This is a genomic window from Rhizobium sp. F40D2, from assembly GCF_051810745.2.
GTDB lineage: Bacteria > Pseudomonadota > Alphaproteobacteria > Rhizobiales > Rhizobiaceae > Rhizobium.
Map to the genome: position 1 here is coordinate 39,921 of NZ_JBPWQX020000001.1, position 20,943 is coordinate 60,863.

The following is a 20,943-nucleotide window of genomic DNA, read 5'->3' on the forward strand; positions in this document are numbered from 1 at the left end:
TCATTACACCTGCTCGGCAAGCAGCGCGGTGCGCTTGCCTTCCGTTTCGGTCACCTCTTCGGCGGGGATGTGGAAATCGCGTCGGTAGTTGAAGGTATGGCCAATCGCCACGACCAGCAGACCGACGAAGGAGACGACGACCAGCCACCACATGTACCAGATCAGGCCGAAGGCGAGCGCGACGCTGATGCCTGAGAGGATGGCGCCGGTGCCGGTGTTCTTCGGCATATGGATCGGCCGGAAGCCTTCCAGTGGACGCGCATAACCACGGTTCTTCATGTCGTACCAGCTGTCATGGTCGTGGACGACGGGCGTGAAGGCGAAGTTGTAATCCGGCGGCGGCGAGGCGGTCGACCATTCCAGCGTGCGGCCGTCCCAGGGATCGCCGGTGTCGTCGCGCAATTCCTCGCGTTTCATGAAGCTGACGACGATCTGGATCAGGAAGGCGGCGATACCCAGCGCGATCAGGCCGACGCCGAAGGCGGCGATGATGAACCAGATCTGCAGCGACGGGTCCTCAAACTGGCTCATGCGGCGGGTGACGCCCATCAGGCCGAGCACATAGAGCGGCATGAAGGCGAACCAGAAGCCGATCTGCCAGAACCAGAAGCTCAGCTTGCCCCAGAAGGGATCGAGCTTGAAGCCGAAGGCCTTCGGGAACCAGTAGTTCACGCCGGCAAACATGCCGAACAGAACGCCGCCGATGATGACGTTGTGGAAGTGGGCGATGAGGAACAGCGAATTGTGCAGCACGAAGTCGGCCGGCGGCACGGCGAGCATGACACCGGTCATGCCGCCGATGACGAAGGTCACCATGAAGCCGACCGTCCACAGCATCGGCACCTCAAAGCGGATGCGGCCGCGATACATGGTGAAGAGCCAGTTGAAGATCTTCGCGCCCGTGGGGATCGAGATGATCATCGTGGTGATGCCGAAGAAGGAGTTGACGGATGCACCCGAGCCCATCGTGAAGAAGTGGTGCAGCCAGACGATATAGGACAGGATCATGATCACGCAGGTCGCGTAGACCATGGAGGCGTAACCGAAGAGGCGTTTGCCGGAGAAGGTGGCGACGACTTCCGAGAAGATGCCGAAGGCCGGCAGCACCAGGATGTAGACCTCCGGATGGCCCCAGATCCAGATGAGGTTGATGTACATCATCGGGTTGCCGCCAAGGTCATTGGTGAAGAAGTTCGTTCCGGCATAGCGGTCGAGCGACAACAGGGCGAGCGTGGCGGTCAGGATCGGGAAGGAGGCGACGATCAGCACGTTGGTGCAAAGCGCCGTCCAGGTGAAGACCGGCATCTTCATGAAGGTCATGCCCGGTGCCCGCATCTTGACGATGGTGGCGATCAGGTTGATGCCCGAAAGCGTCGTACCGACACCGGCCACCTGCAGGCCCCAGATATAATAATCGACCCCGACGCCAGGACTGTAGGCGGCACCCGACAGCGGCGGGTAGGCGAGCCAGCCGGTCTGGGCGAATTCGCCGATGAACAGCGACAGCATGATGATGATCGCGCCGGCGGTGGTCATCCAGAAGGAGAAATTGTTGAGGAAGGGGAAGGAGACGTCGCGCGCGCCGATCTGCAGCGGCACGACGAAGTTCATCAGGCCGGTGACGAAGGGCATCGCCACGAAGAAGATCATGATGACGCCGTGGGCGGTGAACACCTGGTCGTAATGGTGCGGCGGCAGGTAGCCCTCCGACCCGTTGAAGGCGATCGCCTGCTGGATGCGCATCAGGATGGCGTCGGAGAAGCCGCGCAACAGCATGATGACGGCGAGGATCACATACATGATGCCGATCTTCTTGTGATCGACGCTGCAGATCCAGTCGTTCCAGAGCGGCCCCCAGAACTTGAAATAGGTGATGAGGCCGAGCACCGCAATGGCGCCGATGACGACGCCGATGAAGGTCACGACCAGGATCGGCTCGTGGTAGGGGATGGCATCGAGGGTCAACCGGCCGAAGACGAACTTCAGGAGGTCAGGATTGGAAAACATGGAACAACCCGTTCATTATGTCTTGCGACGCAAAGCGCCAGGTTAATTGTTGTTGTTGAGCTGCGCCGGCGCAGGATCGGCGCCGTTGTTCATGCCGGGCATGGAATGGCCGTCATGCTGCATGTCCGTGCCGGGCGTGCTGTCCATGCCGGGCATGTCGTGCTGCATGCTGTTGCCATCGCTTGACTTGACCGGTTCGCTGCGCGCCGGAGCACCCGTTGCAGGCACGGTGGCGGCAGGCGCCACGATGCCTTCGTCGGCATGGCGGTTGTCATATTGGAGCTTGTCGCGATTCTCGGCGCTTTCCTTGCCACCGCCGCCCGTCATGTCGATGTGCATCATCTCGTTCATGCACATCTTGCCTGGTGTGGCGCACATGTTGAGGATGGCGTCGTAGAGATCGGCATCGGCGCCGGCATAATAGCGCACCGGCTCCTTCTCGCTCGGCTTTTCGAGCTTCAGATAGGCGTCCCGGTTGAGCATGGTGCCCTGCTGTTTGACCTTGGCCACCCAGGCGTCGAAGCCTTCTCGGTTGAGGCCGTGGAACTTGAAGCGCATATGCGAGAAGCCCGAGCCGCTGTAATTGGCGGAGAAGCCCTCATACTCGCCCTCTTTGTTGATGACGGCGTGCAGCTTGGTCTCCATGCCCGGCATGGCGTAGATCTGGCCGGCAAGGGCGGGGATATAGAAGGAGTTCATCACCGAGGAGGAGGTGATCTTGAAATTGATCGGCATGTCCACGGGCGCGGCGAGCTCGTTGACGGTGGCGATGCCGAGTTCGGGATAGAAGAACAGCCACTTCCAGTCGAGCGCCACGACCTCAACGGTCAGCGGCTTGGTATCGGCCGGGATGGCGCGCGCCGCATCGAGGCGGTCGAGCGGGCGGTAGGGGTCGAGCTTATGGGTGGAAATCCAGGTCACGGCGCCGAGCGCGATGATGATCGCCAGGGGTGCAGCCCAGATGACGATTTCGAGGCGGGTCGAATGGTGCCACTCCGGCGCATAGGTTGCGGCCGTGTTGGAGTGTCGGTAGCGCCAGGCAAAGAGCAGCGTCAGGAAGATCACCGGGATGATGATCAGAAGCATCAGCACCGTCGAGATGACGATGAGATCGCGCTGTTGCACGGCGATGTCGCCCGACGGCGCCATGACCACCATGTTGCATCCTGCCAGGAGAAGCAGCGGCAAGACGGATAGAAGGCGGGAAAACTTCATGAGTTTTGGCACGTCTCTAAGCTCTTGTTGTTTCGTTTGTTCCGCGACTAACGCACTGAACCAGATCGCGACATGAGGTGTTTGGTCGCAGTGCAGCAAGCATGCCGCACTGCGGCGTAAATGCTGGTGTCCTACAGCGTTGAAATCCTGAGGATATCCAGAAGGATTTTTCGCCAGCGCATGTTTCAGTCCAATATATCCGCAAGAACCGGTCAGGCCAGCATTCGCGGCGGAAATCGTCGTCCGGATCACGCAAATTTTCCCCATCCACGCTCATTTGCGCCGCGATGATCAACTATTTCAGTCTTACGGACTTGATAAGCCTGCGGGTTTGATCAAGATCACGCTTGGGGCGCCTTGCCGGAAGCGCCTTAACGAGGAGGCGTTTATGGCAACAACATCGCATTACGGACCGTCGTCATCGTCGCTGGAACGCGACGCGCGGCGTATTCACGACGACAAACCGGTTTCGCCTGGCAGCATCGCCATCGGCGTGGTCATCGGCCGCATGTCGGAATTCTTCGATTTCTTCGTCTACGGCCTCGCCTCCGTCCTGGTCTTTCCACAGCTCGTCTTCCCCTTTGCGCCCGACAGGCTGACGGGCACGCTCTATTCCTTCGCCATCTTCTCGCTCGCCTTCCTCGCTCGCCCCGTCGGCTCCGTCGTCTTTATGACGATCGACCGGATGTACGGGCGCGGCACCAAGCTGACGATTGCGCTCTTCCTGCTCGGCGGCTCGACGGCCTCGATCGCCTTCCTGCCGGGTTATGAGGAGATCGGCGTCTGGTCGATCGCGCTGCTGGCGCTCTTCCGTCTCGGCCAGGGTTTTGCGCTCGGCGGAGCCTGGGACGGGCTTGCCTCGCTGCTGGCGCTCAATGCGCCGGCCAATCACCGCGGCTGGTATGCGATGATCCCGCAGCTCGGCGCGCCGATCGGTTTTGCCCTGGCAAGCACGCTGTTCGGTTATTTTGTCGCCAATCTTTCCAGTGAGGATTTCCTCTCCTGGGGCTGGCGTTATCCGTTCTTCGTCGCCTTCGCGATCAACGTCGTGGCGCTATTTGCGCGTCTGCGGCTGGTCATGACCAAGGAATTCGGCACGCTACTCGAACAGCACGAGCTGGAAGCCGCACCGATCCTCGATGTGCTGCGCGTTCACGGCCGCGACATCCTGATCGGCGCCTTCGTGCCGCTCGCCAGTTTTGCCATGTTCCACCTCGTCACCATTTTCCCGCTCGGCTGGATGAGCCTCTACGGCAACCAGCCGATAGGCGCCTTCATGGTGGTGCAGGTAGTCGGCGCCATGGTCGGCATCGTCGCCATCGTTGCGTCGGGCCTGATCGCCGACCGTATCGGCCGGCGCGCCCAGCTTGCCATCGGCGCCGTCATCATCGCCGTCTTCAGCTTCGTCGGCCCGATCCTGATCGCCTCCGGCAACAGCGGCCATGACGCCTTCGTCATCGTCGGCTTCGGCGTGCTCGGCCTGTCCTTCGGCCAGGCGACCGGCTCGATCTCGTCGCGCTTCGGCCGCGGCTATCGCTACACGGGTGCTGCCTTCACCTCGGACCTCGCCTGGCTGGTCGGCGCCGGCTTCGCGCCGCTGGTGGCGCTTAGCCTCTCCAGTCGCTTCGGCCTGACCTTCGTCGGCTACTACCTGCTCTCCGGCGCCATCTGCACGCTGGCGGCGCTCGCCTTCAGCAGGGCGCTGGAACAGCGCGAATAGTGCAAACCGCAGCAGTACGCCGGAAAGTCCGGCGTGCTGCCTCATCCTCTATGGTCTCGAAGAGCGGCGCGGCCGAATTTATGCAGCACTTGTTGGTCGTTAGCGATATTCACGGCTTTCCCGAAACCTTCGCCGAACTCTTGGATGTTGGGTGCTCTGAGCACCGCTTGTTTCAGCTGGCCGACCTGAGCGGTCGACCCGGTCTGCGCGGAGACGAGCTTCACCATCATCTTTTCAACGAAGACGGCATGCGGCATGCGGTTCGAGCACTTCGTGAGATGGACAGACGCACGTGCCTGGGAATCGGTTTTAGCGCCGGTGGAACCGCTTTGTGGAATGCGGTCAAAGAGGGTCTGCAGCTTCAGGCCCTGATCTGCGTGTCATCAACCAGATTGCGCTTTGAAACGTCTCCACTGAGTATACCGACAATGGTGGTCTGGGGAGAACTCGATCCATATCGGCCGCCTGAAAGTTGGAACAACATTGTTCCCAGGCGTTGGAAAACCTATGCTGACAAGCAGCACGATTTTTACCGCACCGACGCGCTGACGGCTAAATCTCCGTTACGGGCCGATATTGCCGCTTTCATCGAAGGCGGTTGCCTCTTTGCATAGCGCACGTCCCCTCGCCCCGTTTACGGGGAGAGGGTTATGAGGGGCGGATCCTCGTCGCGAACCGGACGACATGGCCTATGCCTGTTGCGCAGGTTGCAGATGCTCGGGACAAGCCTGAGCATGACGGGAGGATAGGGAGCCGATCCGAAGGCGGTCTGGATTCCGCACGAAGTTGTTGAAGAAGAGATGGCGCGCGAACTGGTCATTTCACGCACATCTTTTATCGTGATCTATCGTGTCCGCCAAAAACTCAAACAGGTGGAAATTTTGCGCCTGGTCCACGGTGCGCGAAAATGGCCACCGACACCCTGACCTAAAATCTTACTGCGCCATTTGCGGCTGCTTTGCTGCCCGGGCTGCAGTCAGTTCCGCAGTGGTGTGGTTCAGGCGGTCGGCGAGCACGCGCATGATTTCGACGGCCATTTCGGGGAAGTCGCTGAGCAGCTTCAGGAAGTGTTCCTTGCTGATGCGCAGCACCTCGAGCGGCGATGTGGCGCGCACCGTCGCCGTGCGCGAGACATCGCAGAGGATGGCGATTTCGCCGACGATGGAGTTGAGTTCGACATCGGCGACCTTGATCTCGCCGGCTGGCGAGGAGACGATGATATCGGCGGTGCCGGAGAGAATGACATAAGCGGCGTCGCCGACATCGCCCTGATTGAAGAGGTTCTGTCCGGCCTTGTAGGTCATGCGGTCGGAGGTGAAGGCCAAAAGCTTGAGCTTGGCTGGCGCGATCCTTGAAAAGATCGGCACCCGTCGCAGCATTTCGACTTCGTCTCTCAACAGCATGAGCGTTTCAATCCCTTGACGCAGGATTCTTGGAACCAGGCGCCTTTAATTCCGGGCGCCCCGCGGGGAACGCCTACCATCGCCGCGCCAATAGAATATTACGATAACAGTTCCTTGAACATCCCGTTTTTCTCGGAAAGTTCCGGATAGTTTCCGGCTTCCGCCAATCCGCCGCGGTCGAAGAGGAGGATCCGGTCGAACACTTCTGCCATCCGGGCATTGGAGAGCACCCAGATGATCGACGGCCGCTGGCCTTCTTCGTGCAACTCTTGGACGATGTTGCGGGTGATCTGGTCCTGAACACGCTGGTCGAGGGCCGACAGCGGCCGGTTGAAGATGAAATAGTCCGAGCGTTTCAACAGCGCGCGGGCGAGGTTCAGCTTCTGCCGCTGCACCATGGTCAGCCGCTTGCCGCCGGAGCCGACGTCGAATTCCAACCCGATCGACAGGACGTCGTCATAAAGATCGAGCGCGTCGAAAAGCTCGCCCATGATGGCGCGGATGCGGTCGGAGGCGTCGGCCTGCTGATAGGCGATGCGGCCGAAGAGCACATTGTCCATCAGGCTTGCCGACGGGGTGAAACGCTCGGCGTCGTAGCGCTCGATCAGCTCGGCGAGATCGGCCGGGATATGCTCGTGGAACTGTTTGCGGGCACTGACGATCTTGCCCATCAGCTCGTCGGTCAGCAAGCCGAAGCGGTGACGCGGCTCGATATAGGCGAAACTCAGCCGGATGATGGCCGAGCGTTCCTCGGGTGTCGCATCCTCGAAACGGCGGCTTTGCAGTTTCTGCAACAGTGCCTGATAGGTCGGAATGTCGTCCGCCGTCATGAAGGTTAGCTGCTGGAAGAACGGATGGTCCGGCGGCAGGTCGTGGAAAAGCTCGACGGCGTTCTCGGCGATCTCAAGGCCCATGGCGTAGAGATCGGTGCTCAAGCCTGTCTCGCGGAACAGCTGCTGGAAATAGGGATGGGCGGCAAGCCGGCGATTGGTCATGAGCGGCCGCTTCATCGTGCCGAAGAGCAGGTTTTCGCCGACCGTTGCCTGGGCGTTATAGGCGTCGAAATCGAAAGGCACGACGATCCCGTCGAGCCCCTCGTCGCGCAGCCGGTCTCTCAGCGAGGCGCGCAGTGCGACGACGTGGTCGCTGACCGCCACATGCACGTCGGTGTTGACGGTCGAGCGCAGCGCCAGATCGAGGATGTCCTGCGAGATCAGCACGGCGTCGAGCACCGGTCGGATCGCTTTCAGCAGATCCTCCGGTCCGCTGGCGCCGGCTGCCTTGTAATCCACCCAGTCGCTGTTGAGATCGAGCGTCGGATTGCCGGCCCTCACCGCCTCGGCGGAATGCCATTTATATTCGAGCGCTTCCTTCTCGTCGTAGACGGGATCGGTCATCGGCGCGTGTTTGAGGCCGTAAAGCAGATTGCTGGCGAGCGTGCCGTGGAAGAAGAAGGTATCGGCCGAGGCATAGGAGATGCGCCGCCCGGTGATCGATTCCGGCAGCTCCAGCAGATCGCGCCCGTCGATGGTGATGCGGCCGGAATCCGGCCAGACCATGCGGCCGAGCGCTTCGGCGAAGGCTTCCGCGCCGCTGCCGTTCGGGCCGACGATCGCGACCGTCTCGTTCGGCTTGATCTCCACGGAGACGTGGTCGACGAGGCGGGCGCCGCTGTCGTCGGAGAGTGAGAGATTGGTGACGACGAGCGCGCTGGTCAGCGCGCCGACGGGGGCGGTCGCCAGCTCCTGAATGCGGCTGTCGATCAGCGGCTCGACGTTGAACTGCTCGTAGACCTGCTGGTACTTTACCTGCACGTCCTGGCGCATCTGGTCCCAGTCAATCAGTTCCTTCAGCGGCCCGGGCAGGTCCTTATAGGCTGATATGACGGCGACGAGCTGGCCGATGTCGAGCCGGCCCTGGAGAGCCAGGTAGCCGCCGATCGCGTAGAACAGGAACGGCGTCACCTGGGCGAGGAAGTTGTTGATGAATTTCACCAGGAACTTCCACTGGTAAAGGTCGTAGCGGATCGAAAAGATCCGGCCGAGCCGCGAGGCGATGTCGGCGCGTTCGAGGTTGGAGGTGTCGTTGCCGTGGATCGTGCCGATGCCGTCGACGATTTCGCCGACGCGGCCGGACAGTTCGCGTGCCGTCAGCTGTCGCTGCCGGCCAAGGTCCAGCAGCCGCTTGCGCATGCGGGGAATGACGACGGCCTGGACGCCGACAATGCCGGCGGCGATCATGCCGAGCCAGAAATTCTGGACGATGATGAAGGCGAGCGCGGTGATCGCCTGGCCGCCGAGAAGGGCAGGCGAGACGAAGGCATCGCCGGTGAAGCCGCCCATCGGCTCCACTTCGTCCTTGATCATCGTGGCGATCTCGGCCGATTTCACCCGCTTGAAGTGGATGGGCGGAAAACGCAGCACCCGGTCGATCAGTTCGAAACGGATACGGCGCAGCATGCGCTCGCCGAGCCGGCCCTTATAGGTGTTGATATAGAACTTGAAGAGGCCGTTCAGCACCACTAGCGCCAGAAACACCAGGCTGAGGGCCATCAGCATCTGGAAGCGGTTGAGCTGCAAGCCCTGAAAGAATTCGACATGGCCGATCAGCGGAATGTCGTAGGCGATGTGCATGAAGGTCTGCCTTGCGCCTGGACCTTCGAAACCGTCGCCCTGGATCGGTCCGTTGACGATCTGCTTCGGCAGGTCGAAGGACAGGAAATAGGGCACCATCGAGGCGGCGACGACAGCCAGAATCCACAGCTGCTGCAGCCGCGTGTTCTTCCAGATGTAGCGGGCGAGGCTTTTTTCCATGGCTAACCGTCAGCGTGCTGGGAAATTCCGGGGGCCGGGATGGGGAGCAATTCTAAGAACAGGACCATGCAGAAGGACCGCCGATATCGCAATGAAAACAAGGCGAAGGGACCGGCTGCAGACGTGCCGATTCTCGCCGGAATATTGCTTATATCACAGGAATTTTGGATTGCAGCGCCGTGCGTTTGAAAAGAAGCGCAAGCGACACCGTCGCACTTGGATTTACTGAATAATTTTATGCTCAAATCAATCCCGATTTACGGAATTCTGCAGCGGCACGCGGCTCGGCAGTCACGCAGAGCCCGGCGCAACGACCAAAAAAACCCCGGAAAATCCGGGGGCTCGTCGTTGCAGAAATCAAGCGGGGTCGCGCTCAAGCGGCGACCGCTCGCTTCACGGCGTTCGCACAGGAGCAGCTCATCGCTTCCGCGATCATATCGGCATCCTCGTCGCAGATGCCGAACAGGCCGAAGCGAAGCTGGTAGCCCCAATTAGGGCCGACCCGTGTGAAGGCCAGCCGGTCGAGCAGAGGCCGGATCGGCGTTTCCTCTGCCGGCCGCCAATCGACATCGCGCCGCCAAGGCCTGAAACCACTTTCCATCTCCACCTGGTAAGGCGCGCCGTCGCGGGCCGTGCCAATTGCGGTGAAAGCCTGCAGGCGGTCCTGGCCGCCAAAGACGACGGTGGGCGAGTAGTAGATCACGCGATCCCCGGACGTGATCCGCCTGAGGGGTGATGCCTTGCCGTGACAGACCTGCATGAAACCGGCTTGACGGCCGATGCGGACATGCTCTGCGGAAGCGACGGCGATCCAGGCTCTGGCCATGGCTCAAGCCTCCTCGGACACGGTGTAGACGCGCAGGCGATGCCCATCGGGATCGGCGGCAACGAAGCTTCGGCCGAAATCGAGATCGGTCGGTGCCATGACGATGTTCGCGCCCTTGGCCTGCCAATCGGCATGGGTCGCATCGACCATGTCTGATGTCGCAACCTTAAAGCCTATCTCGCAGCCGCCGCCCGCTGCTGCCGGCGCGGGCTCAACGCCCGCTCTGCCCCAGAGACCGAGCCCCAGGCCGGAAGGCAGGATGAACATGGCAAAGGTCGCGCTCGCCTCCAAGGGCTCCTTCCCGAGCAGCCCGGTGTAAAAGCGCGCGCTCGTCGGGGCGTCGGTCACGTAAAGAAGAATGCTGTTGCCGGCGGTCATATGGCTCTCCTGTTGGTCGTTGGACAGCAGAAGCTTATGACCAGATACTGCCAAATTCTGGCAGTATCATACGTCGCGATGCGATATTCCCTGGACCTCCCGCCATTGTTTCAGCAGCGCCTGCCTGCGCTTGGGATACCGTGCGTCGAGCACTTGCGCATGAACAATTCGATCCGTGCGGAAAGAACGGAAATCCTGGCGGAGTTCGCACCAGCCGAGGAGGAGGCGCACCTGGTCGAAAAAGGCGAGCGCGAAAGGCCACACCACACGCTCCGACGCGACGCCGGCTCCGTCGCTATAGGAGAGCGAAAGCTTGCGTTCGGTGCGGATCGCCTTGCGCAGAAGCGCCGGATCGACCTGGTCGACAGGGAGTTTGACGCCAGGCCCCACCAGGAGGGCGAATGCATCCAGTGCGTCGCGCAATTCGGGCGGCAGCACGGCGGCAATCCGCGCCAGCGCATTTCGCGCCGCATCGCGTAAGTGATCGTCCCCTCTATCCGCCACCCATCGGGAGCCGAGGACGAGCGCTTCTATCTCCTCTGGCGGAAACATCAGCGGCGGCAGGAGAAATCCCGGTTTCAAGATGTAACCGACACCGGGTTCGCCCTCTATAGCCGCGCCCTGGGCCTGAAGGCTGGCGATATCCCGATAGAGGGTGCGGATACTGACGCCGATCTCGTCGGCCAGTACCCCGCCACTCACCGGCCGACGGTGGCGGCGTAGTACCTGGAGAAGGTCGAGGAGGCGTTCGGAGCGGGACATGCGGCAAGCTTATACACGCTTGCTGCTGCCAGATAGTGGCAGCATAAGATGTGGCCGGCTTTGCCGAAGCCGTGCGCCCGCTTCGTTAACCACCTGCGCTCATTGACAGCTTCAAAGCTTCGAAGTGCCGGCAATGATGGAGCGAATGATGCCGGCGGTTTTCTCAGCCCCGTCGAGATCGAGAGAGACCGCCCCGCAGCGCGGTGCGGCGAGCGCCTTTTCCACGGCTTCCTTCACATGGCCCGGCGTCAATCCCGTTTCCGGAAGAATGTCGGCGAGACCAAGCGCCTGCAGCCGCTCGGCGCGCACCGTCTGTTCGGTCTCGCCGCCGGCGACGAAGGGGATGAGGATCGCCCGGCATTCGGTGCGCAGGAGGTCGCCGACCGTGTTGTAACCTGCCTGCGAGATCGAGACCTTGGCGCCGCGCAGCAGCGAGGGAAAATCCTTGCGGAAGCGGACCAGCGTCACGTTTGGCGCCGCATCCTCAGACAATGCAGCGAAATCGGCTTCCGGCAGGTTCGGGCCCGATATCAGCAGCCAGCGCAGATTGCCGGGCAGGAGGGCGGCCGCCTCTTTCGCCGCGCCAATCAGCGCGGCGCCGACCGCGCCGCCGCCTGCCGATGCGATAATGTCGAAGGTTTCAGTCGGTTCCGGCGCCGGCGGTGCTGCCACGAGGCCGGTATAACGCAGCCTGTCGGCGATCTCTGCCGTCAGCGGGAAAGTGTCCTCAAGCCTGATGAAATCGGGGTCGCCATGGACGAGCACCGCATCGAAGTGATCCCTGACCAGGGCTGCGGTTTCTGCATCGCGGCCGGCCTTGCGGTTTTCCTGCAGGATGTCGCGCACCGAGCTTACGAGCTTTGGCCGCGGTTCGGCCTTGTCGATCGCCGCAAGCAGCGGCAGCAGTTCGAAGCGCATCTGCCGCCGGCCGAAGGGGAAGGCTTCGATGATGACGACATCGGGCCTGGCGGCATGGAAGGCGTCAAGCAGCAGATCGCGGCGGGCATGGAGGAAATCTTCGCCGGCAGGGCGGCCATCGGCATCGGCGAGGCCGGAAAAACCGGCATTGCTGGCGACGACCGGCGGCAGGGCTACTGTCTTGACGCCTTCGCCGGGAAAACCCGGCACCGGCAGGCCACCGGTGACGACAGTTACGTCGAAGCCGTCCTTGACGAGCGCGTTGGCGATCCGGCTGGCACGGGCGATATGACCGATGCCGAGCAGGTGCTGGACGTAGAAGAAGATGCGCAGTGCCGTCATGACGCCTTCTGCCATTCGGCCTCGAACAGGCCGGTGAGCTGCCGGATGCTGGAGTGATAGTCGAAATCGTCGCGCACCCGCCTTTCGGCGGCGTCGCCGAGGCGCTTGCGCAGCGCCGGGTCGCGGATCGCCGTCTCCAGCGCCTTGGCAAGCCTAGCCGGATCCTCCGGCGGCACGACCAGGCCGTTTTCGCCGTCCTCCAGAAGTTCCGGCACGCCGGATACCGCCGTCGAGAGGCAGACGAGCCGCTGGCTCGAAGCCTCCACCAGCACGTTCGGCAGGCCGTCGCGGTCGCCATTGGCTGCGATCCGACAGGCGAGCGCGAAAAGGTCGGCGCGGCGGTAGTGATCGAGTACGTCTTCCTGCGCCATGGCGCCCTTCCAGACGATGCGTCCGGAGAGGCCGAGCTCGCTGGCGAGCGCCTTCAGCTTGGCAAGCTCCTCGCCGCCGCCGATATGCTCCATGCGCCAGTGGAGGTCGGCAGGCAGCAGGGCGAGCGCTCGCAGCAGCACGTCATAGCCCTTCTTCTCGACGGCGCGGCCGACGCTGAGGATGAAGGCGGGATCGTCGGGGTCGCTGCCGATCCTCTCCGAACGCTCGCCGGCAAAATGGCCAAAACGAGCAAGATCGAGACCGTGGTAGCTCAGGTGTACGGCATCCTTGCGGGATGTCAGCATGCGCATGTGCTCATAACCTGTCCTGGTACAGGTGACGGCCCAGCGGGCGCTCCCGAGTTTTTCCTGCAGCTCCCAGTCGGGCGATGTCCATATGTCCTTGGCATGGGCCGAACAGGTCCAGGGTGTGCCGGTGAGGATGCTTGCATATTCCGTCACCGAGGCCGGCGTGTGGATGAAATGGGCATGCAGCCATTCGCCGCCATCCGGCCATTCGCGTCCCAGCACCAGCGCCTGGCCGAGACGGCGGAAGCGGTTGCGGGAGACGTCGCGCTTGAGGTCGGCGAGGAAACGTTTGATCAGCGCCTTGAAGCCGGGTTTGGAGAACCCGGCGACCAAGCCTTTCAGCACGCGGATCGGCTCCTCATGCAGATATTCCGGCAGGTAGACGACCCGCGCCCTGATCTCGTCATGCACGGGATGGCGCTTCTTGTCGGTCGGCCGGCGCATCGAAATCAGCGTCAGGTCGAAGCCGGCCTCTTCGAGACCGAGCAACTCCTGGGCGATGAAGGTTTCCGAAAGGCGGGGATAGCCTTTCAGCACGACGAGGATCTTGCGGCGTGGCGGCAAGGCTGTGCCCTATTCCGCGACGAGGGAAAGGTGGCTGGCGCGGCCGTCGATCCATCGCCCGACCGTCTGCGAGATATGGTCCAGTCCTTCAAGGTGCATATTGCTGCCGCTCTTTGATGGCGGCAGGCGGGAGGGCAGACGCTTCAGGGCCTCGGCCATGATGATGGGATCGGTCGATTGCTCCGGCAGAAGCATATCGACGAGGCCGAGCTCGCTGGCGCGCTTGGCGCGCAACAGCTGTTCCTCGCGCGGCTTGACGCGCGGCACGATGAGGGCCGGCTTGTCGAAGGAGAGGATCTCGCAATAGGTGTTGTAGCCGCCCATCGCGACGACGCCGGTGGCGCCGTCGATCAGCTCTTCCATGTGGTTATCGAACTCGATCACCTCGATATAGGGAATGGCTTCGCCTTTCTGCACCAGCTTGGCCCGCTCGGCGGCCGGCATATAAGGCCCGAGCACGACGAGCGCCTTCTGCGTCAGCGTCGGATCGGCCTCATAGGCGTTCATCACGTCGTGGACGAGATCGGAGCCGTCGCCGCCGCCGCCTGTCGTGACCAGGAGGTAATTATCCTTGCGGGCGTTGATCGAGGTTTTGCCCTTGGAGACGCTGCGCTGCAGGAAGCCGACGAAATCCATTTTCCGGCGCAGGCTCGCCGGCACGTCGAGACCAACAAGCGGATCGTAGAAATCCGGCGGACCATAGACCCAGACGCTGTCGTAATATTGGTCGATCTTCTGCATGATGCCGTTCCGCTTCCACTCGGCCTCAAGCAGGTGCGGTGCATCCATGATTTCGCGCAGGCCGAGCACCAGCACGGTGCCGCGGGCCTTGAGATAGGCGAGCGTATCCTCGACCTCGCCCTTCAGCCCCATCGGCTCCTTGTCGACGATGAAAATATCGGGCTGGAAGGTCTCGGCCGTGTGGCGAATGCTCGATTCGCGCATCTTCAGCGTTTCGTGCAGGTCGATATGGCTGGCGAGCGACGTATATTCGCCGTTGCGCAGCTTGATGACGCTCGGGATCTTCACGAAGTCGACGCGGGCGCGGTAATCGAAGGCGCCGGCAATCGTCGCGCCTGAGATGATCAGGATATTGAGGCCGCGATAATCCTCGACCAGCGCATGGGCAATGGTGCGACAGCGGCGCAGATGGCCGAGGCCGAAGGTGTCGTGACTGTACATGAGGATGCGCGCATCTTCGAGACGTCTGGCCATGGGTGTTCCCTCCGGGGTGAACAGCATGCGTTAGTACCCCCACCGTCCGGAGGCCACGTGGCGGGGGCGGTGCCATAAGGCGCCGCCGGGTTTTCTGCTATTTGTAGGGATCTGCCGCATCACGCAAGCCGTCTCCCAGAAAGTTGAACGCCAAAATGACAAGAACAACAGGAATGATCGGATAGAGCAGCCAAGGATAAAAAGCGATGACGCTGACGCTTTTTGCCTCGGTCAGCAGAATGCCCCAGCTGGTGATCGGCGGGCGAAGGCCGAGGCCGAGGAAGGAAAGCGCGGTCTCGCCAAGGATCATGCTGGGGATCGAAATCGTTGCAGAGGCAATCAGATGCGACATGAAGCCTGGTACCAGATGCCGGCCGATGATGCGCGGCGTGCTCGCGCCCATCAGCTGTGCCGCCTGGACGTAATCCTCTTCGCGCAGCGCCAGGAGCTTGGAGCGCACGGCGCGGGCAAGCCCCGTCCAGTCGATGATGCCGAGAATGACGGTAATGCCGAAATAGATGACGATCGGGCTCCAGGTCACCGGCATGATGGCGGCCAGCGCCATCCATAGCGGCAGGCTCGGCAGCGACTGCAGCACCTCGATCAGGCGCTGGACGACGAGATCGAAAATGCCGCCCCGGTAGCCGGCAAGCCCGCCGATGACGATGCCGAGCAGGAAGCTGATCGAAATGCCGATCAGGCCGATCGTCAGCGATATCCGCGCGCCGTAAAGGATGCGCGAGAGAACGTCGCGGCCGAGCCGGTCGGTGCCGAGCAGGAACATCTGCCCGCCGATCGCCGGGCAGACCAGATGATAGTTCGAGGCGGCAAGACCCCAGAATTTATAGGCATCACCGCGGCAGAAGAAACGGATCGGCTGCACGTCGTTCGGCTTGTCGGTATAGACGCGGTGCAGCGTATCGAGATCGAGCGTCATGCTGCGGCCATAGACGAAGGGACCGACGAAATTGCCCTTTTCGAAGAAATGGACGCGCTGCGGCGGCGCATGGATGAAATCGACATTGCGCGTATGCAGGCCGTAGGGCGCCAGGAACTCGACGATCAGGATCATCAGGTAGACGGCGGCGAGAAAGATGCCGGAGATCAAGGCCAGCCTGTGCTGCTTGAACTTCCACCACATCAGCTGCTTCTGCGAGGCGAGATGGATGCGCGATTGCGCCGCCGTCATGGTTTCGCTCGCCAACGGATCGAAAGGCGCGGTCGAGACGTAATGGGGAAGCGGCGCGCCGGGTGCGGGAAGGGGCGACATTATTTGGTGCTCCTGCCTTGCAGACGGATGCGGGGATCGAGGAAGCCGAGGGCGATGTCGGAGATCAAAACGCCGATGACGTTGAGGAAGGCAAGGAACATCAGGAAGGAGCCGGCGAGATACATGTCCTGGCTCTGCAGCGCCTTGATCAACATCGGCCCCGTCGTCTCAAGCGACAGCACGATGGCGACGATCTCGGCGCCGGATATGATCGAAGGCAGGATCGAGCCGATATCGGCGACGAAGAAGTTGAGCGCCATGCGCAACGGATATTTCAGCAGCGCCCGCATCGGATGCAGGCCCTTGGCGCGCGCCGTCGTCACATATTGCTTCTGCATCTCGTCGAGCAGGTTGGCGCGCAGCCGCCGGATCATGCCGGCCGTCCCCGCTGTGCCGACGATGATGACCGGAATCCACAAGTGGGAGAGGATGGAGCGCGCCTTCTCCCAGCTCATCGGCGCCGAGATATATTGCTGGTCCATCAGATGGCCGATCGAGATGCCGAACCAGATATTGGCGAAATACATCAAGATCAGCGCCAGCATGAAGTTCGGAACGGCAATGCCGAGCAGGCCGAGGAAGGTCAACCCGTAATCGCTCCAGCTATACTGATGCGTTGCCGAGTAGATGCCGATCGGAAAGGCGATCAGCCAGGTGAGCAGGATGGTCGTGAAGGAGACGAGGATCGTCAGCCACAGGCGCTCGCCGACGACGTCGGAAACCGGCATCTGGTATTCGAAGGAATAGCCGAAATCGCCGTGCAGCATGCCGCCGACCCAGTAGAAATAGCGCACGATCTCCGGCTTGTCGAAGCCGTATTGCTGGCGCATCTCCTCGATTTCCTGGAGGTTGGCGGTCTCGCCGGAGGCGCGCAGCTCGGCGATCTGGCTCTCGAAGAAATCGCCCGGCGGCAGCTCGATGATGGTGAAAACCAGCGCCGAAATGACGAAGAGCGTCGGCACCATGGCGGCGACGCGCCAGAGAATGTATCTGAGCACGCCTCAGGCCTCCTTGTACCAGAATGCATCCGGCATGTAGATGCCGAGATAGGAGGTGGGATCGAAGCCGTAGAGGGCTTTCTCCGGCAGGTTCTGCAGCTTGGCGGCGCAAAGGATTGGCTGCAGCGTGCTGTTGATCAGCCCGATCGAGAACACCTGCTGCGTATAGAGCGACAGCATCTTGTGCCAGATCACCTGCCGCTCCTCAAATTTCGCCGTCGAGCCCCACTGGCCGAGCAGGTCGACCAGTTCGGCAGCCTCAGGCAAGTCCGGGGCTACGCCCTCCTGGCCCGCCGAGAGGTAATACATGCCCCAGAGCGGCCATTGCAACTGATCGTCGAGGGTCGGCGCCAGCCCCGAGGGCGACATGTCGGCCGTCGGCACGCCATTGTCGAGGCCATACCAGATCGACATCATAATCGAGCCGCTCATGGCGCGGTTGCGGAAGACGTCGCGCTGCGAGGTGCGGGTATAAAGCGCAAGGCCGATATTGGCCCAATGATCGTGCACCAGCTCCAGCACGTCGGTATCGAGATTGCTCTCGCCGGCGGTTTCGACGATGATCTCGGCGCGCCGCCCGTCCGGCAGCAGCCTTATGCCGTCATCGTCGCGCTTGGTCAGGCCTACCTCGTCGAGCAGCCGGTTGGCCTCGTCGGCATCGAACTTCACGAAGGCATCGGCATATTCCTGCTTGAACAGCGGGCTATCGGGCAGGACGGTGTCGGCGCTTGGCGTTCCCAAGCCGTAGAAGGCGACCATGTTGATCTCGTGCCGGTCGATCGCCAGCGACAAGGCGCGGCGCAGACGCACATCGCGGAAAAGGCCGCGCCATACCTCGTCGGCGCAGTTGAGGTTCGGCAGGAGCGTGATGCGTGATCCGCGCGCCACCTTCCAGAGATTGACCTTCACCGGGAAGCGCTTCTCGGCCTCCTTGAGGAAGGTATAGTCGTTGAAGTCGATGCCGGTCGCCTGCAGGTCAGCCTCGCCGGCACCCGCCTTGGCGGCAATGATCGACGAGGAGGAGACATTAAGGACGAACCGGTCGAGGTAGGGGAGCTGCCTGCCAGTCTCGTCGACACGGTGGAAGAACGGGTTTCGCTCGAAGACGAATTGCTCGGCCGGCAGCGGCGTCGTGTTGTGCCAGGGATCGAGCGTCGGCAGGTTGGGATTCTCCGGCCGGTAGGAGCGGGCCATCTTGATGTGCAGGTCCTGCCATTTCTTGACGCGGTTGGCCTGCATCATCTGTTCCATCTTCGCCTCGTCGGGCTGGAACTTCTTATGGAACTGCTTGAGATAATGCGCGGGCCCGACGATGACGAGCGGGATGGGGCCGGCCAGCGTCGGCAGGAACATCGGGTTGGGTTTTTCCCAGGTGTAGCGCACCGTCAGCGGATCGAGCACCTCGAAGCGCGGCAGGCTGCCGTGCGGGCGAAGCTCCAGCGCGCCGCCGCCTGGTGTCAGCTTGTCGTTCAGGATGACGTCTTCCCACCAGTAGCGGAAGTCGTCGGTCGTGAACGGCTCTCCGTCGGACCATTTATGGCCCTCGCGCAGCGTGAAGGTGAAGACCGTATCGTCTTCCGAGTGGAAGTCGGCGAGGATATCCGGCTGGAACTGCAGGTGCTTGTCGTAGCCGATCAGGCGGGCATAGCCATAGATCGTCATGAAGCGGATGTCGCGCTGGCTGCCGATGATCGTGCGCACCGTGCCGCCGTAACTGCCGGGTGCAAGCCCCATCTGTTTCAGGTTGACGATGCGCGGGCGGGCGGGAATGCGCTCGGCCATCGGCGGCAGGCTGCCCGATGCCAGCCGTTCCTTGAGAAACTCAGGCTCGCCGGCCTGTTCCGCCCGAAGCACTGCCGGGGCGATTGCCGCGCCGACAAGGCCGCCGAGAAAGGTGCGACGCGTCACCATCAGCGCAACTCCCTGGCATCGGCGCCTTTGCGGGCGCGCACCAGATGGCCATCGCCGAGATCGGCATAGGCAAGCTCGGCGGCATCGTCATGCTCGGCGGTAAAGGTCGCACCCCAGTTCTGTTTGTCGGCGGCGCCGTTTTCCTGGAGCGCCTTGAAATCGAGCGGCCGGTCGAGATCGGGGAAGGGGACGGCGGCGAGCAGCGATTTCGTATAGGGGTGCACCGGATCGCGCAGGATGATCTCACGCGGTGCGATCTCGACGATGCGGCCCTTGCACATCACGGCGATGCGGTCGGCCATGTAATCGACGACGGCGAGATTGTGCGAGATGAACAGATAGGTCAGTCCCAGTTCCTTCTGCAGGTCCTTCAACAGGTTGAGGATCTGCGCCTGCACGGAGACGTCGAGGGCCGAGACCGGCTCGTCGAGGATGACGAGTTTCGGGCCGAGCGCAAGCGCACGGGCGATGCCGATGCGCTGACGCTGACCGCCCGAGAAGCTGTGCGGGTAACGGCTGAGGTAACGCTTGTCGAGGCCGATCGCCGCCATCAAGCCTTCGACCTTGCGCTTGCGCTCGTCACTGTCGCCGCGGTCGTGGATCTCAAGCGGTTCGCTGAGGATGTTGCGCACCGTCATGCGCGGCGAGAGCGAGGAGACCGGATCCTGGAACACCATCTGGATCTTGGTGCGCATATCCTGAAGTGCCTCGCCGCGCACCGAAAGCACGTCGATCACGTCCTTGCCGTCGTTGAACACCACCGCGCCGCTGTCGGGCGTGATGGCGCGCATCAGGATTTTGCTGAGCGTCGTCTTGCCGCAACCGGATTCGCCGACAAGGCCAAGGCATTCGCCGCGGCGGATGTCGAAGCTGACGTCGTCGACGGCGTGCACGACGGCGGCTTCGTGCTTGCCGAGCAGACTGCGCCTGCGCGTCTTATAGGTTTTCGAGAGGTTGGCGACCGAAAGCAGCGTGCCCGGCGCCTCCGCCTGCAACGGCTTCTTCTTGCCGACAAGGGTCTCGAGATTGACCGGCACGTCGCGCAGCGCCTTCAGCCGCTCTCCGGGTTTCATGTCGAAATGCGGAACGGCGGCCATCAGGGCCTTGAGATAGGGATGCTGCGGATTGCGGAAGATTGCCTCGACCGGCCCGGCTTCCATGATCTCGCCGTGATAGATGACGACCACCTCGTCAGCCATGTTGGCGACGATGCCGAGATCGTGGGTGATGAGCAGCATCGCCATGCCGAGCTTGGCCTGCAGCTCGCGCAGCAATTCGAGGATCTGCGCCTGGATTGTCACGTCGAGCGCCGTCGTCGGCTCGTCGGCAATCAACAGCGCGGGCTTGCAGATTAGCGCCATGGCGATCATCGCGCGCTGGCGCATGCCGCCCGACAGTTCGAACGGATACATGTCGTAGGTGCGGTGCGGATTGGTAAAACCGACAAGACCGAGCATTTCTTCGGTCTTTTCGCGCGCTTCCCGCTTGTCGGTCTTGGTATGGATCAAAAGCACTTCGCTGATCTGGTTGCCGACCGTGTGCAGCGGCGAAAGCGAAGTCATCGGCTCCTGAAAGATCGTCGCCATGCGCCGGCCGCGCAGATCACGCATTTCCTCGCTGTCGCGCGAAAGCGACAGGATATCCGTCGTGTTGCCGTCGAGCGGATCGGTGAAAAGGATGCTGCCGGAAGCACTGGCCGGGTTGGGCAGGATGCCCATCACCGACTGGCTGATCACCGATTTGCCGGAGCCGGATCTGCCGACGAGAGCGGTAACCTTGCCTGGAAGGATGCGAAGATTGGCTTCCTTTACGACACGCAGCCGGTCGCCGAAAACCGAGAAGGAGATGTCGAGATTTTCAATACGCAACAAATCGGCTGCAGACGCCATACCAATGAAATTCCCCAGTCTTCTATGTTCCC

16 protein-coding genes are annotated in these 20,943 nt (G+C 62.0%); 2 read left to right on the top strand and 14 right to left on the bottom strand.

Annotation, left to right across the window (positions count from 1 at the left end; all coding sequences use genetic code 11):
* Positions 1-3: 3 nt before the first annotated feature.
* Both cyoB and cyoA read right to left on the bottom strand, forming a co-directional pair.
* On the bottom strand, positions 4-2,007 hold the full coding sequence (gene cyoB, locus ACS4RS_RS22495; protein ID WP_439013499.1) for a cytochrome o ubiquinol oxidase subunit I: 2,004 nt from the start codon (positions 2,005-2,007) through the stop codon (positions 4-6).
* A gap of 42 nt (positions 2,008-2,049) precedes the next feature.
* Positions 2,050-3,234 carry a ubiquinol oxidase subunit II gene (gene cyoA, locus ACS4RS_RS22500; RefSeq protein ID WP_439013500.1) on the bottom strand — a complete coding sequence of 395 codons (1,185 nt, stop codon included), beginning with the start codon at positions 3,232-3,234 and terminating at the stop codon, positions 2,050-2,052.
* Between the two features lie 376 nt (positions 3,235-3,610).
* On the opposite strand from cyoA, the gene ACS4RS_RS22505 reads away from it, so the two are divergent.
* Together ACS4RS_RS22505 and ACS4RS_RS22510 are read left to right on the top strand one after the other, a co-directional pair.
* Entirely contained in the window at positions 3,611-4,942 is a 1,332-nt protein-coding gene (locus tag ACS4RS_RS22505) for an MFS transporter (RefSeq protein ID WP_439013501.1), read from the top strand.
* Between the two features lie 50 nt (positions 4,943-4,992).
* Complete coding sequence (locus tag ACS4RS_RS22510) at positions 4,993-5,556, top strand: alpha/beta hydrolase (RefSeq protein WP_439013502.1); 564 nt, start codon at positions 4,993-4,995, stop codon at positions 5,554-5,556.
* A 321-nt stretch (positions 5,557-5,877) separates the two neighbouring features.
* Here ACS4RS_RS22510 and ACS4RS_RS22515 read toward each other — a convergent pair whose 3' ends face one another.
* From ACS4RS_RS22515 to ACS4RS_RS22570, 12 genes are all read right to left on the bottom strand, one after another.
* Entirely contained in the window at positions 5,878-6,345 is a 468-nt protein-coding gene (locus ACS4RS_RS22515) for a cyclic nucleotide-binding domain-containing protein (protein ID WP_439013503.1), read from the bottom strand.
* Positions 6,346-6,443: 98 nt separating this feature from the next.
* The gene (locus ACS4RS_RS22520; RefSeq protein WP_439013504.1) at positions 6,444-9,158 is read right to left on the bottom strand and encodes an ABC transporter transmembrane domain-containing protein; all 2,715 of its coding nucleotides are present in this window, start codon (positions 9,156-9,158) and stop codon (positions 6,444-6,446) included.
* A gap of 373 nt (positions 9,159-9,531) precedes the next feature.
* The gene (locus ACS4RS_RS22525; protein ID WP_439013505.1) at positions 9,532-9,984 is read right to left on the bottom strand and encodes an EVE domain-containing protein; all 453 of its coding nucleotides are present in this window, start codon (positions 9,982-9,984) and stop codon (positions 9,532-9,534) included.
* Positions 9,985-9,987: 3 nt separating this feature from the next.
* Positions 9,988-10,362, bottom strand: a complete 375-nt coding sequence (locus tag ACS4RS_RS22530; protein ID WP_439013506.1) for a VOC family protein — start codon at positions 10,360-10,362, stop codon at positions 9,988-9,990.
* A gap of 66 nt (positions 10,363-10,428) precedes the next feature.
* Positions 10,429-11,124, bottom strand: a complete 696-nt coding sequence (locus tag ACS4RS_RS22535; protein WP_439013507.1) for an HTH domain-containing protein — start codon at positions 11,122-11,124, stop codon at positions 10,429-10,431.
* A 111-nt stretch (positions 11,125-11,235) separates the two neighbouring features.
* Positions 11,236-12,384: a glycosyltransferase family protein gene (locus tag ACS4RS_RS22540; RefSeq protein WP_439013685.1), complete on the bottom strand. Its 1,149-nt coding sequence runs from the start codon at positions 12,382-12,384 to the stop codon at positions 11,236-11,238.
* Positions 12,381-13,628 carry a glycosyltransferase gene (locus ACS4RS_RS22545; RefSeq protein ID WP_439013508.1) on the bottom strand — a complete coding sequence of 416 codons (1,248 nt, stop codon included), beginning with the start codon at positions 13,626-13,628 and terminating at the stop codon, positions 12,381-12,383. The genes ACS4RS_RS22540 and ACS4RS_RS22545 overlap by 4 nt, the downstream gene beginning before the upstream one ends.
* Positions 13,629-13,637: 9 nt before the next feature.
* Complete coding sequence (locus ACS4RS_RS22550) at positions 13,638-14,843, bottom strand: glycosyltransferase family protein (RefSeq protein ID WP_449314024.1); 1,206 nt, start codon at positions 14,841-14,843, stop codon at positions 13,638-13,640.
* Positions 14,844-14,940: 97 nt separating this feature from the next.
* The gene (locus tag ACS4RS_RS22555; protein ID WP_439013509.1) at positions 14,941-16,113 is read right to left on the bottom strand and encodes an ABC transporter permease subunit; all 1,173 of its coding nucleotides are present in this window, start codon (positions 16,111-16,113) and stop codon (positions 14,941-14,943) included.
* On the bottom strand, positions 16,113-17,111 hold the full coding sequence (locus ACS4RS_RS22560; protein WP_439013510.1) for an ABC transporter permease subunit: 999 nt from the start codon (positions 17,109-17,111) through the stop codon (positions 16,113-16,115). The genes ACS4RS_RS22555 and ACS4RS_RS22560 overlap by 1 nt, the downstream gene beginning before the upstream one ends.
* A gap of 3 nt (positions 17,112-17,114) precedes the next feature.
* Complete coding sequence (locus ACS4RS_RS22565) at positions 17,115-19,022, bottom strand: ABC transporter substrate-binding protein (protein ID WP_439013511.1); 1,908 nt, start codon at positions 19,020-19,022, stop codon at positions 17,115-17,117.
* Positions 19,022-20,911 (bottom strand): ABC transporter ATP-binding protein, encoded by a 1,890-nt coding sequence (locus ACS4RS_RS22570; protein ID WP_449314025.1) that lies wholly within the window; start codon positions 20,909-20,911, stop codon positions 19,022-19,024. The genes ACS4RS_RS22565 and ACS4RS_RS22570 overlap by 1 nt, the downstream gene beginning before the upstream one ends.
* Between the last annotated feature and the right edge of the window lie 32 nt (positions 20,912-20,943).